Here is a 13,416-nt window from a genome sequence, read left to right on the forward strand (position 1 = left end):
TTGAACATCACGCGGGCATAACGCTCGACATACCAGTTGACGCCCAGGGTGAGGGTTTCGATCGTGCCCAGCCCGGCATCGCCCATATCGGCATAATCGGCCCTTGCCGCGATTTCCCAGGCGCCCAGGCCGCCGGCGGACAGGGCTGCGGTCGGCGAGATTCCGCCAAACACGCCGGATGAGCCGCGATAGCCGCGCGTTTCGCCGGTCAGAATATAACCCAGCGACGCGAAGCCGCTCTCGAAGGCTGGATCGCCGGCCGGACCGTCCAGCGTCATGCGGGCAAATTCGCCATGGGCCCAGAACGGGCCGCGGATGATGGCGGCTTCCAGGGCCATCAGGCCGGAGCTGTCGGCTTCGCCCAGCAAGCTGGCCGTGCGGTAGTCAGCTGTGGCAAAATTATTCGCCAGATGCGCTTGTGGCCGGTCGCGCAGGCGTGTTCCGCCATCATAGTCGAGATTTCGGAAGGAGGCGCCCAGGTGGATCGTGCTGCCGTCCTCAGTTTCGGTATGCCAGGTGAGACGGCCCGCGAAGGCGCTGGAATCATCGGCTTCGGCGAGCTGGAAATTATCTTCCATCTTGCCGCCATAAATGCCGGCGGAGGCCGTGAAATTGTCATTGGACCAGAAATAGGCGGCGCCAAGACGGCGGTCGATGCCGAAAATATCGGTCAGCAGGCCGCGTTCCATGAAGCTGATATTGAGCGAGGAGGTCTGCTCGTCCATCGAATTCATGGTCTTGAAATTACCGACCCGGACACTGCCCTCGGGCAGGCGGTAGGTCAGGTGGACATCGGACGGCGCCGGATCATCGGGCAGCCAGTCATATTCAGCCACAAGCTTGAGATTGCCGATCTGGCCTTCAATGCCAAACCAGAGTGTGCGCCATTCTTCACCATCGGCCGGTGCCGCGCTTAGCGGGCTCGACCAGTCGACATCGGCGATGTCGAAATAGGCGCGGCCGCGGAATTTGAAGTAATTGCCCGTCGTCGGACTGTCCCAGCGCGGGCCGGGAGCCATCGAAAACTCCCAGGATTGTGACAGGGCGGCTGGCGCCGTCGTCGCAAACAGGCCGAGAATCGCGGCTGCAAACTTCAAGGATTTCATGTCTCTCGTCTTCCCCGTTTCGCCCCTGTCAGGCGTTGACCGATCCGGGAAAGCCGGGCGGGGCTGCCACAATTGCGGCGGGCCCGATGCCCAAGTGTATGTCCCGATACTTCAGCAGCGGTTCTGGCCGGAAGAATCCGAGTTGGACAGTATTATGAAATCTGGACACCCTTAGTTGTCCATTAACCTTGTTTGACGTCAGGCTTTCCAGCGGCCGACATGGGCGCGCGGCCGCGGCCGCTCCATGACCTCGCCGGCGGATGTGCCGATATAGATATAGCCGGCAATGCGCTCGCCGGACCGTAGGCCGAGCGCATCCTTGACGTCGCAGTCATAGGCATACCATTCGGTCAGCCATTGCGCCCCGAAGCCCATTGCCGAAGCGGCAATCAACAGGTTCTGGCACGCGGCGCCGGCCGATAATTCCTGCTCCCAGAGCGGGATCTTGTGGTGTTCGGTCACGGTCGAGATCACGGCAATCACCAGCGGCGCACGTTCGAAGCGTTGCTGCTCGCAGCGGGTCTGGTCCGGGGTCGCGTCCGGATTCTTCACCGCCCAGACCTTGCCGAGAATCATGCCGAAACTGGTGCGGGCCTCGCCCTCGAACAGGATGAAGCGCCAGGGGGCGAGCTTGCCATGGTCCGGAACGCGCGAGGCTATCCCCAGCAAATGCTCGACCTGGCTCGCATCCGGTCCCGGTTCGGTCAGGCCGATGGCCGGGGTTGAGCGCCGCCGGGTCAGCAGGGCCAGCGTTTCGGTATTGGCGTGTGATGGGGCGAGTGGCTCGCCGGGCGCCGGAAAATCGTGAGAAATCTTGTTGGTCATCGGGCGCCTCAATGGGGGGAGAGAGATTGTCGCTTTGACGTTTGGGCTCGGGGATCGTTATATCTACCGGATAACAGTGGAATGACACCCCGTCGCTGCGGGAGGGAAATGTACCAATGACTGTGGAAATCGCTATCGATGATGACACGCCCGCCGATCGCCGCCGCCGCAAGGTGCGCGATGCGATCATCGACGCGGCCGAAGTCATTTTTACCGCCGAGGGCGAAGAAGGCATTTCCATGCGCCGTCTGGCGGATTCGATCGATTACAGCCCGGCGGCGATCTACAAGTATTTCGCTTCCAAGGATGATTTGTTCGAAGCCATTCGCGATACATTCTTCGAGCGGCTGATGGAGCGTATTCGCGGTGCGCAGGAAGAGGGCGGTGAAACGCCCAGTCTTTGTGCCCGTTGCATGCGCGCCTATATCGAGACCGGTATTGAAGAGCCCAATCATTATATGATGGCCTTCTCGACCGGCAAGAAGATCGCCGCCCATGTCCATGACGAGCAGGATGTCGCCTTCCAGGCCGAGCATGCCCTGGTCGGCATGATCGAGGCCGGCATGGCCGAGGGGATATTCCGCACGGTTGACCCCAAGCTGGCCTCCAAGAGTGTCTGGGCCAGCCTGCACGGGTTGACCATGCTGATGGTCTCGATGGAAGGCTTCCCGGCCGGCATGCCCGGCTCGGAGCATGTCACCGCCGACGCGGTGATCGATTTCCATACCGACATGATGCTGCGCGGGCTTCGCGCCTAGCGCATACCAGCCATGCAAAAATTAGTGAACACTGTTTACTTTTCAAACGCGATTTGACGCCCTATATGAAGCTGTAACTTTGCAGCAAGGGTGGACACATGTCCGGAACAGGTCGGCGACTGGGTGCGAGAACGAGCGTGGCTCTGGCAGCGATTGGCGTTGCCATACTGGTATTCGGGGTCTCGGCACTGCGGGCTGAAGCGACGCTGCAGGTCAGTGCCCCGCCGCCCCTGCCGGTGGCGGTGATCGAAGCTGAATATGCCAGCAATGCCAGTATCGAGGAATTCTTCCCCGGTCTGGTCGCCGCCCGGCGTCAGAGTTCGCTGGGCTTTGAACGCGGCGGTCGTATCGATGCGATCCGGGTTGATGTCGGTGACCAGGTGCGCGCCGGTGATGTTCTGGCGGTGCTCGACACCCGTGCGGTGACCGCCCAGATCGCGGCCGCCGATGCCCAGACGGCCGAGGCCGTGGCGCAGACAGCGCTGGCCGCCGAGACCGAGGCCCGCCAGGCGCAATTGCTCGAACGCGGCCATGTCTCGCAACAGCGCCTCGACGAGGTTCGGACATCCACCCGCGCCGCCCGGGCGCGCCAGAATGCCGCCGCCGCCGCCGCCGACGCGATCCGTGTCCAGCTCGACCTGGCCCAGATGACAGCCCCCTTCGACGGGGTGGTCACAGCCCGCCTCGCCGACGAAGGCACGATTGCCGCGCCGGGCCAGCCCTTGCTCGAACTGATCGAGAGCGGTTCGCTGGAAATCCGGGTCGGCCTGCCGCCTGTGCTTGCCGCCAGTTTGAGTGCCGACCGTCATTATCGCTTCCTGGCCGATAGCGGCCCGATCAATGCCCGTTTCCGCGCCTCGACCGGTGTGGTCGACCAGCATAGCCGCACCGTCACCGTCCTGTTCGATATTGATCCCGGCGCTGTCGCTGTCGGCCAGGTCGTCCGCCTCGCCATGGCAACCCCGATTGCCGCCGATGGGTTCTGGGTGCCGACATCGGCGCTCGCCGAGGGCCGGCGCGGCCTGTGGACCGTCTATGTCCTCAACCCCGATGAGAGCGATTACCGGCTCGAAGCGCGCGTCGTCGAGACCGTGCGGATCGAGGCCGACCGCGTCTTCGTGCGCGGCGCCGTGACCGATGGCGAGCTGGTTCTTGCCTCCGGCATCCAGCGCATCACGCCCGGCCTGCGCGTGACACCGGCCGTGCTCGAGGCGCGCGCGCAATGAGCACGATCTTCTTCCGTTATTCCCGCCTGACCATTCTGGCCGTCATCCTGCTGGTCGCCGCGGGCATGGGCGCCTTCATGTCGCTCGGACGCCAGGAAGACCCCTCGCTCATCGAGCGTTATGGCCTGGTGGTCACCGCCGCGCCGGGCGCTTCAGCCGAACGTGTCGAAGCCCTGATCACCACACCGCTCGAGGACGCGATTCACGAACTGGCCGAGGTCGACTCGACCTCCTCCTCCTCGCGGTCCGGGATCTCGATCATCCATTTGCAGATCCGCGAGGATCTCACCGCCACCCAGGTTGACCAGGCCTGGACCCAGATCCGCGAACAGGTCGAGAGTGTGCGCCCGACGCTGCCGGCCGGTTCCGGGGCGCCCGATGTGCGGCGGCAATATCTCGGCGCGGCGACCATGATTGTGGCGCTGTCCTGGGGCGATCAGGGCGAGGAAAACCTCCCCATTCTCTCCCGCCTGGCGACCGATCTGGAAAGCCGGTTGCGCAATCTTTCGGGCACGGAAGAGACCGCGATCTTCGGCGAGGTCGAGGAAGAATTCCGCATCATCGCCGATCCCGACACCCTGGCAGCGCTGGGCCTGACGGTCGCCGATGTCGCCCGGCTGACGGCCAGCGCCGATGCGCGTGCCCCGGCCGGCGAGCTGCGCTCGGGCACGGTTGATCTCAATATCGAGATCGATGGCGAGTTCGACAGTATCGACCGGATCCGCGCTATCGCGCTGGGGCAGGGACCGAATGGCGAATTCATTCGCGTTGGCGATGTCGCCGACGTCGAAAAAGGGTCTCGCACACCGGCTTCGGCCATGGCGATGATGGACGGTCAACGAACGGTGCTCGTTGCGGCCTATCTCCAGCCTGAATTGCGCGCCGACCTCTGGTCGCGGGATGCCGACGCGGTGGTCGCCGACTTTGCCGGTTCTGTGCCGGGTGTCGAGGTCGAGACGATTTTCCGCCAGGGCGATTATGTCGAGACCCGTCTCAACGGGCTGGCCCAGAATCTGGGCTATTCCGGCCTGATCGTGTTCGCGGTCCTGTTCGTGATGATGGGCTGGCGCTCGGCGCTGATTGTCGGCACCGCCCTGCCGCTGACCGTCCTCGCCGTGCTGCTGCTGACCCGGATTTATGACGAACCCCTGCATCAGATGTCGGTGACAGGTCTGGTCGTGGCATTGGGCCTGCTGATCGATAACGCGATCGTTGTGGTCGATGAATACCGCCTGTTCCGGGCGCGTGGCCGTTCGCCGATCGATGCGCTTGATGCCTCGCTGAAACATCTCTTCGCGCCGCTGCTGGCCTCGACCATGACGACGGTCTTCGCCTTTGCGCCCATCGCGCTGATGCCGGGCGCGGCCGGGGAATTCATTTCGATGATCGGGATTTCGGTGATTTTCGCCGTGGGCTCCTCCTTCATCCTGGCGATGACGGTGGTGGGCGCCTTCGCGGCCTGGTTTGACGATGCCGGGGCGGGCGAAGAACCCAGGCGTTTCTGGCGTCATGGCCTCGGTGCCGGACCCTTCGCGCCCCTCTATCGCCGTCTGCTCGACACCGTCACGGCGCGGCCCTGGATCGGGATTTTCGGCAGTATCCTTCTGCCCATTGCCGGCTTTGCCGCCGCCTCGACCCTGCCGGTGCAATTTTTCCCGCAGACCGATCGCGACATGTTCCAGATCGAGCTGGAACTGCCGTCCTCGGCCTCGATCGAGGAGACCCGGCGCCAGACCGAAAGGGCGCGCGAGATCATCGAGCGCCATGATGGCGTCGAGCGCGTGACCTGGGTGTTGGGGCAAAGCGCACCGCGCACCTATTACAATGCGATCAGCAACAAGTCCGGCGTGTCCAATTACGCCTCCGGCTTTGTGCACACCCGGTCGAATGCGGCGACGCGGCGCATCTTGCCCGCCCTGCAGCTGGACATGCTCAATGCCTTCCCGCAGGCGCGTTTTCTCAGCCTGCCGTTTGAACAGGGCCCGCCGATTCCGGCTCCGATCGAACTGGTCCTGGTCGGGCCGGAACTGACCGAGCTCAACCGGCTCGGCAATGAAATCCGCAGCGTTCTGGCCAGAACGCCGACCATTACCCATACCCTGGCCTTGCTTGAAATGGGCGAACCCGTCGCCCGCATCATGGCCGATGAAGCCTCGGCCGAACTCTCCGGCATGCGCCTTTCCGAACTCGCCGACCGCTTGCGCGGCGATCTGGATGGTGTCGTCGGCGGCAGCGTCCTGGAAGGTGTCGAGGAACTCCCCGTTCGCGTCATCACACGGGATAATCGGCGATCCAACCTCGCCTCTGTCGCCGGCGCGCCACTTCGCTCGAGCGGGGGCAATGTCTTTGCCGCGCCGCTCGCATCACTGGGCGAGGTCACCCTGGCACCGCAAGTGTCCGTCATCCCGCATGAGGATGGCCGCCGGGTCAATTCGATCTATGGCTATCTGGAGCCCTATACCCTGCCGGCACCGGCGCTGGAGCATTTCTTCACGGCGCTGGACGCGGCCGATATCGCACTGCCGCCGGGCTATGAATTGCAGATTGCCGGCGAAGCCGCCGAGCGCGGCGATGCGATGGCGGGCCTGTTCTCCACCGCGATCCCGCTGATGGTGCTGATGATCGGCTCGGTCGTGCTCGCCTTCAACAGCTTCCGCTATGCCGGGATCATCCTGGTCGTCGCCATGCTGTCGGTCGGGCTGGCCATGTTTGGCGTCTGGCTGTTCGGCACGCCGCTGGGTTTCAACGCGATTGTCGGCTCGATGGGGCTGATGGGCCTGTCGATCAATGGCGCGATTGTCGTGCTTTCGGCGCTGCGCACCAATCCGGCCGCGGTCGCGATGCAGCCCGGCGCCGTGCAGGCGACCGTGATGGATGCGACGCGGCATATCCTGTCGACGACCCTGACGACGATTGGCGGTTTTGTGCCGCTGCTTGTGTCGGGCGATGCCTTCTGGCTGCCCTTCGCGGCGGCGATGGTCGGCGGAGTCGCCGGTTCGGCCATTCTGGCGCTGGTCTTTGCCCCCTCCGCCTTCGCGCTTCTGGCGCGGCTGGAGGATCGCAAGCGGCGCATTGCCGAGAAGGTCCGCCAATACAAACAGCGGCGCGGTGACTTGATGGCGCGTGCAAAACAGGCTTAGAGCGCTCCAGACACGGGAGCAGGACATGTCTCAAACACGCGGTCCCTGGACCATTCACGGCGAGCGCATCGCCTTTGAAAGCCCCTGGATGCGGGTGCATGAATTCGACATCACCCAGCCCGATGGCAAGCCGGGCGTCTATGCGGTGATGTCGCCGCGCAATCTGGCGCTGGTGGTCCTGCCCATTCATGCCGACGGCTCGGTCACGCTGGTCGGCCAGCATCGCTTCGCGCTGGATCGCTATAGCTGGGAGATTCCCGCAGGCGGCGGCCAGCTCGACGGCGATCCGCTCGCCGATGCCCGGCGTGAGCTGAAGGAAGAGACCGGACTGACAGCCGACCATTGGAGCGAGATCCTGCAGCTGGACCTGTCCAATTCGATCACCGATGAGCGCGCCATCGGATTTCTCGCCACCGGTCTGCATGACGGCGAGCCGGAACCGGAGGGGACCGAAGTGCTGCAAACCCGCCGCGTGCATTTCCTCGACGCCCTCGAAGAGGCGATGTCGGGGCAGATTCGCGATGCCCTGACGGTGGCGATGCTGATGCGCGCGCACTATATGGCGCAACAGGGCCTGTTGGCGTCAGAGCTTTCCGGTGTCATGCTGAATCGTTGAAGGCAGGAGAATGTGATGTCACAGAGCCAGGCCAAAGCGCCGATCGCCGCGCGCACCGGAACCCAGGCCGTCTGGGCGCGTCTGCGCGTCGAAGCCGCCGCAGCGGCGGCCGAAGAGCCGATCCTCGCCAGTTTTCTCAATGCCGCCGTGCTGCGCCACGATGAATTTTCCCACGCGCTGGCCTATTGCCTGGCGAGCAAGCTGGCCGATGCCCAGCTCGATGCCATGCTGGCGCGCGATGTCGCCGAGGCCGCGCTGACGGGGGATCCGGGCATTGTCACCCAGGCGATCGCCGACATGGTCGCGGTCGAGGAGCGTGACCCGGCCTGCAAGAGCGTGCTGCAGCCCTTCCTCTATTATAAGGGCTATCAGGCCCTGCAATTGCACCGCGTCGCGCACTGGCTGTGGCGCGAGGGGCGGCAAAACCTCGCCTTCCATCTGCAAAGCCGGGTGTCGGAACGCTTCGGCGTCGATATCCATCCGGCGGCCCGGATCGGTCAGGGCGTGATGATCGACCATGCGACCGCGGTCGTGATCGGCGAGACGGCCGTGGTCGGTGATGATTGCTCCCTGCTGCATGAGGTGACGCTGGGCGGCACCGGCGCGGCCCATGAAGACCGTCACCCCAAGATCGGACGCGGCGTGATGATCGGAGCCGGCGCCAAGGTGCTGGGCAATATCGAAGTCGGCGACCAGGCCCGCATCGCGGCCGGCTCGGTGGTGCTCAAATCGGTTCCGGCCGGCTGCACGGTGGCCGGCGTGCCGGCCAAGGTGGTGGGCGATTGCTGTCCACAGCCGGCGCGCAGCATGGACCAGACCTTCCCCGACGGGAAATAGGGCGCCGGGTCTGCGCCGCATTCGCCATCAGCGCGGATGATCGCAGGCCCTGCACTGGACGCACCCCCCTCGCATGGGCTTATTTGTCGCCAATTCGAATCCCCCGACCGGAGAGACATCGTGAACAAGAATATGACCGCCGGCGAAGCCGCGAAACTGCAACGCTTCCTGCGCAATAAACTCAATCCGGAAATGGCGGTTCAATGCCGCAATCGCCCGGATGAATGCGCTGAAATCCATATCGGCGATGAATGTCTCGGTGTCGTCGCCAAGATCATCGATGAGGGTGAAACCTCCTATTCCTTCGAGATCACCATTCTGGACATCGACCTGGAAGAGCTTTGATCGAGCCGTCGTCGACCGTGCTTGAAGCCCGGGCGGTCACCAAGACCTATCCCGGCGGTGTTCAGGCGGTTGCCGGCGTCGATCTCAGCCTGCAGCGCGGCCAATTGCTGGCCCTGGCCGGTACATCGGGCTGCGGCAAGACCACAATGCTCAAATTGATCAACCGCCTGGAGGAGACTTCGGGCGGTTCGATTTTGTATGAGGGCGCCGATATCACCACGCTCGATGCGGTCGAGTTGCGCCGCTCGATCGGCTGGGTGATGCAGGGCGATGGCCTGTTTCCCCATTATAGCGTCGCCGCCAATATCGCCATCGTTCCGCGCCTGCTGGGCTGGGAGCCGGCCGCGATCGATGCGCGGGTGCGCGACATGCTCGAACTGGTGCGCCTTGATCCGCACGAATTTTCCGATCGCTATCCCGATGCCCTGTCGGGTGGTCAGCGCCAGCGTGTCGGCTTCGCCCGCGCCCTGGCCGGCAAGCCGGACCTTCTCCTGATGGACGAGCCCTTCGGCGCCCTCGACCCGGTCACCCGTGACGGGCTGCAACAGGATTTCATGGCGCTGCAGGCCCGGCTTGGTTTTTCCGCCCTGATGGTCACGCATGACATGGCCGAGGCGCTGATCATGGCGGATCAGGTTGCGGTGATGCGTGACGGGCTGATCGTGCAGTGCGGCAGCCCGGCACAGCTGCTCAAATCACCGGCCGATGATTATGTCGCTGCCCTGCTGGATACGCCGCGCCGCCAGATGCGCCGGATCGCGGAGCTGGAGGCATGAGCGAGAATTTCGCCGAGCGCTGGGCCGAACTGCCGCATCTTCTCTCCGGCCATGTCCTGCTGTCGCTGGCGGCGATTTTCGTCGGCATGGCGATCAGCGTGCCGCTCGGGATATACGCCGCGCCGCGGCCGCGCCTGGCCGGCGGTGTGCTCAATATCGCCGGCGTGATCCAGACGATACCCGGCCTCGCCCTGCTGGCGCTGATGGTGCCGCTGCTGGGCGGGATGATCGGCTATTGGCCGGCTTTCCTGGCGCTGATGCTGTATTCAATCCTGCCGATTCTGCGCAATACGATTGTCGGCCTGCAAGGCGTCGAGCCGGGTGTGCGCGAAGCGGCGCGCGGGCTGGGCATGACCGAAGGTCAGCGCCTGTGGCGTGTCGAGCTGCCGCTCTCCCTGCCGGTGATTGTCGCCGGATTGCGCACCTCGGTCGTCTGGGTCGTCGGCGCGGCGACTCTGGCGACCCCGGTCGGGGCATCCAGCCTGGGCAATTATATTTTCGCCGGCCTGCAGACGCGCAACTGGCTCTCCGTCCTGTTCGGCTGCGTCTTCGCCGCCGGCCTCGCCATCCTGTTCGACCAGATGATCCGCCTGCTCGAGATCGCGGCGCGCACACGCCGGCGCGGCCTGGCGGGCGGTGTCGCAATTGCGCTGGCGCTGGTGGTTGGACTCTCGCTCCTGCCGGTCCTGGTCCCGGCCTCGGCGCCGGCGGCCACCCATTCAAGCGCGAGCAATGCGCCGGCCGGCCTGGCGGGCCAGACGATCGGTATCGGCGCCAAGGCTTTCACCGAACAATATATTCTCGCAGCCCTGATGCAGGACAGGCTCGAAGAGGCCGGCGCTGTCGTTGAGCGGCGCGACAATCTCGGCTCAACCATCGCCTATGATGCCCTGCGCTCGGGCGAGATCGATGTCTATATCGATTATACCGGCACGATCTGGGCGACCCTGATGGAGCGGCCGCAGGCGGCGCAGCGCCATGTCATGCTCGCCGAAATGACGGCCTGGCTGCACGCGCGCGACGGTATTCTCACCCTGGGACGCCTCGGCTTTGAAAATGCCTATGGTTTTGCCATGACGCGCGAGCGTGCGGCCGGGCTGGGGGTTGTCAGCCTGGCGGATCTGGCCGCTCATGCCGGTGATTTATCGGTCGGCGGGGATCCGGAAGTCTTTGTCCGTTCCGAATGGATCGGCACGCGCGACGCCTACGGCCTCGGCGCCATGCGCACACGGGCGATGGATTCGACCTTCATGTATGGCGCGGTGCGCGATGGCCAGGTCGATCTGATCAGCGCCTACACCACTGATGGCCGCATTGCGGCCTATGATCTGGTGGTGCTGGAGGATCCGGCCCATATCCTGCCGCCCTATGATGCGGTGATCCTGCTATCGCCGCGCGCCGCTGCCATGCCGGGCCTTGCTGCAGCGCTGGCACCACTGGTCGGGGCGATTGACGGCGATGCCATGCGCGGTGCCAATCGCCTGGTCGATCTGGAACACCAGACGCCGGCCCAGGCGGCAGCCTGGCTCGCGACACGGCTCGGGGACGAATAATGGCAGGATATGTCGGCCATGGCCGCTTGCAGGACGATGAATGGCTGATGCGCGCCTGCGCCGTGATGAATCGCGACCTGCCGCCGCACGCCCCGGAATACACACCGGAGACCGAGCTCAATCGCAGCTATACGACCCAGTCGGCCGAATTCGAGACCCTGCTGGCGAAAATCGATCCGGAGGGCGATATTGATCGCTCCATCTTCCCGATGCTGGCCTTCTTCACCGCCTCGGAGGGCTGGCCGGTCGACATCATCTTCGCTGCACTTGCCGCCCTGCTGGTCTGGGTCTTCATGCCCAACTGGTATGGCATCATGGAATACGCCGCCTATACGGTGATCATCGGCTTCATTGCGGTGCAATATCTGCGCGCCCGGCGGGTTCGCGAGCGCGCGGAGCGGGAGATGCTGCGTCTGGGCCTGCAGCCGGGCGAGGAGAACGCGCTCACCTTGCGTATGCTGGTGAGATACCGCGTGATGCCGGTGACCATTCACTAGGCCCTGAATCGGCAATGCCGGGAATCAGGACGGCGCGGTCCCTTTGAGCCGCGCCGCCTCCACTTTCAGTCCATTTTTGCCCTCAGAGCACCGTCAGCATCGTCGCCACCAGTGGATGGCGCACGATATCCTCCGCGGCCAGGCGGCAGACGGCGATATCCTCGAGCGGTTCCAGCTTGTCGGCGATGATGCCCAGTCCGGACATGCCGGGCAGGAGATCGGACTGCGCCGGGTCGCCGGTGACGACCATGGTTGCGTTCCAGCCGAGCCGCGTGAGCAGCATTTTGAGCTGCACATAGGTGCAGTTCTGGGCCTCGTCGACGACGACAAAGGCATTATTGAGCGTGCGGCCGCGCATATAGCCGATCGGGGCGATCTCGATCAGGCCCTCGGCCATCATCGCTTGCAGGCGTTTCGGCGACAGCCGGTCGGCGAGGGCGTCATAGAGCGGGCGCAGATAGGGGGCGAGCTTCTCCTCCATCGCGCCGGGCAGGAAACCGATCGATTCGCCGGCCTCGACGGCGGGGCGCGACAGCACGATGCGGCTGACCGACCCGGCTTCGAGCGCCTCGACCGCCTTGGCGACGGCGAGATAGGTCTTGCCGGTGCCGGCCGGCCCGAGCGCCAGCACCAGATTGTGCTCGTCGACCGCCTTCATCAGGACGGCCTGGCCCTCCGAGCGGGGTTTGACATTCTTGACGTATCTCTGGTCGCGCATGGGATCGCGTGTCTCCGGGCTCCAATTGGTGCCGGGGAAGAGGGCGCGAACCTTGGTCTCCTCTGTCTGATAGTGAGCGGCGTTGAATTCACCGGTACGCGTGCGACGTTTGACGATGCGCTTGGTCATGGCTCGAGGCTCCACACATGAAAAACCCCTCGGCCAAGGGCAGAGGGGCGACAGGATTGTTGCGATGGGGTCGATTCGGACGAATCCGGCAGAGGGCGCCCGCAGGCGCCAATTTCGGGTGGGCTTGGGTGCAGACTGTCCATGACGTCTGATCGGGCCTTCCGTCCGGAGTTGCCGAAACGATACGGGGCAGCACCCCGAATCGCCGCTACAGTGTGAGTGTAGCGCGGTGAACAGACTCTCAACGCCCGCGTCGCTAAAAATTCATGGAATTCTACACGGAGACAGAGATGGCCATTTATGCGTTGGGTGATTCCCGGCCGGAGCTGCCGGCCGAAGGCCAGTATTGGGTGGCGCCGGATGCGAGTGTGATCGGCCGCGTGATTCTGCGCAGGAATGCCAGTGTCTGGTATGGTGCGGTGGTGCGCGGTGATAATGATCCGATTGAAATCGGCGAAGATTCCAATGTCCAGGATCTCTCCGTCCTGCACACCGATATCGGTGCACCGCTGAAGATCGGCAAGGGCGTGACGATCGGCCATCGCGCCATGCTGCATGGCTGCACGATTGGTGATTATTCCCTGATCGGGATTGGCTCGACGATTCTCAACGGGGCGGTGATCGGGAAAAATTGTATCATCGGTGCCCACGCGCTGATTACCGAAGGCAAGGTGATTCCCGATAATTCACTGGTGGTTGGCTCGCCGGGCCGGGTCATGAAGACGCTGGGCGCGGATATGGCGGAGATCCTGAAAGCCTCCGCCGATCATTATGTCGAGAACTGGCAGCGCCACAGCCGGGAGCTGCGGCGAATCGACTAGCCGGGCCGTATTGGCTGCCGGAGGCCGTGCCTAATTGGCGCGGCCCCACAGATTGCGGATGTTTTCATC

General features: G+C 64.1%; 13 protein-coding genes. 10 read left to right on the plus strand and 3 right to left on the minus strand.

Going from position 1 to position 13,416, the window contains the following annotated elements; translation table 11 throughout:
- Together AAC023_RS11240 and AAC023_RS11245 are read right to left on the minus strand one after the other, a co-directional pair.
- The coding region (locus AAC023_RS11240; protein WP_339741246.1) for a porin at positions 1 to 1,106 on the minus strand (1,106 nt) is incomplete at its 3' end.
- Positions 1,107 to 1,304: 198 nt separating this feature from the next.
- On the minus strand, positions 1,305 to 1,931 hold the full coding sequence (locus AAC023_RS11245) for a nitroreductase (protein WP_339741248.1): 627 nt from the start codon (positions 1,929 to 1,931) through the stop codon (positions 1,305 to 1,307).
- A 116-nt stretch (positions 1,932 to 2,047) separates the two neighbouring features.
- Here AAC023_RS11245 and AAC023_RS11250 point away from each other — a divergent pair, with 116 nt between their 5' ends.
- From AAC023_RS11250 to AAC023_RS11290, 9 genes are all read left to right on the plus strand, one after another.
- Positions 2,048 to 2,689 (plus strand): TetR/AcrR family transcriptional regulator, encoded by a 642-nt coding sequence (locus tag AAC023_RS11250; protein WP_339741250.1) that lies wholly within the window; start codon positions 2,048 to 2,050, stop codon positions 2,687 to 2,689.
- A gap of 98 nt (positions 2,690 to 2,787) precedes the next feature.
- A complete protein-coding gene (locus tag AAC023_RS11255; protein WP_339741251.1) occupies positions 2,788 to 3,915 on the plus strand; it encodes an efflux RND transporter periplasmic adaptor subunit in 1,128 nt (375 codons plus the stop codon).
- On the plus strand, positions 3,912 to 7,055 hold the full coding sequence (locus AAC023_RS11260; RefSeq protein WP_339741253.1) for an efflux RND transporter permease subunit: 3,144 nt from the start codon (positions 3,912 to 3,914) through the stop codon (positions 7,053 to 7,055). The genes AAC023_RS11255 and AAC023_RS11260 overlap by 4 nt, the downstream gene beginning before the upstream one ends.
- Positions 7,056 to 7,080: 25 nt before the next feature.
- Positions 7,081 to 7,671, plus strand: a complete 591-nt coding sequence (locus AAC023_RS11265; protein ID WP_339741254.1) for an NUDIX hydrolase — start codon at positions 7,081 to 7,083, stop codon at positions 7,669 to 7,671.
- A 15-nt stretch (positions 7,672 to 7,686) separates the two neighbouring features.
- Positions 7,687 to 8,508 carry a serine O-acetyltransferase gene (cysE, locus tag AAC023_RS11270; protein WP_339741255.1) on the plus strand — a complete coding sequence of 274 codons (822 nt, stop codon included), beginning with the start codon at positions 7,687 to 7,689 and terminating at the stop codon, positions 8,506 to 8,508.
- A gap of 120 nt (positions 8,509 to 8,628) precedes the next feature.
- Complete coding sequence (locus AAC023_RS11275; RefSeq protein WP_091770547.1) at positions 8,629 to 8,853, plus strand: DUF3126 family protein; 225 nt, start codon at positions 8,629 to 8,631, stop codon at positions 8,851 to 8,853.
- A complete protein-coding gene (locus AAC023_RS11280) occupies positions 8,850 to 9,629 on the plus strand; it encodes an ATP-binding cassette domain-containing protein (RefSeq protein WP_339741258.1) in 780 nt (259 codons plus the stop codon). The genes AAC023_RS11275 and AAC023_RS11280 overlap by 4 nt, the downstream gene beginning before the upstream one ends.
- Positions 9,626 to 11,182 carry an ABC transporter permease/substrate-binding protein gene (locus AAC023_RS11285; protein WP_339741259.1) on the plus strand — a complete coding sequence of 519 codons (1,557 nt, stop codon included), beginning with the start codon at positions 9,626 to 9,628 and terminating at the stop codon, positions 11,180 to 11,182. Before AAC023_RS11280 ends, AAC023_RS11285 begins: the two co-directional genes overlap by 4 nt.
- Positions 11,182 to 11,679: a hypothetical protein gene (locus tag AAC023_RS11290; RefSeq protein WP_339741261.1), complete on the plus strand. Its 498-nt coding sequence runs from the start codon at positions 11,182 to 11,184 to the stop codon at positions 11,677 to 11,679. Before AAC023_RS11285 ends, AAC023_RS11290 begins: the two co-directional genes overlap by 1 nt.
- 82 nt (positions 11,680 to 11,761) lie before the next feature.
- Here the strand turns inward: AAC023_RS11290 and AAC023_RS11295 are convergent, their stop codons facing one another.
- A complete protein-coding gene (locus AAC023_RS11295; protein WP_339741262.1) occupies positions 11,762 to 12,526 on the minus strand; it encodes a PhoH family protein in 765 nt (254 codons plus the stop codon).
- A gap of 266 nt (positions 12,527 to 12,792) precedes the next feature.
- Here AAC023_RS11295 and AAC023_RS11300 point away from each other — a divergent pair, with 266 nt between their 5' ends.
- Entirely contained in the window at positions 12,793 to 13,347 is a 555-nt protein-coding gene (locus AAC023_RS11300; RefSeq protein ID WP_339741263.1) for a gamma carbonic anhydrase family protein, read from the plus strand.
- The last annotated feature ends 69 nt before the right edge of the window (positions 13,348 to 13,416 follow it).

It is taken from the genome of uncultured Maricaulis sp., assembly GCF_963976135.1.
In the GTDB taxonomy this organism is placed as follows: Bacteria; Pseudomonadota; Alphaproteobacteria; order Caulobacterales; family Maricaulaceae; genus Maricaulis.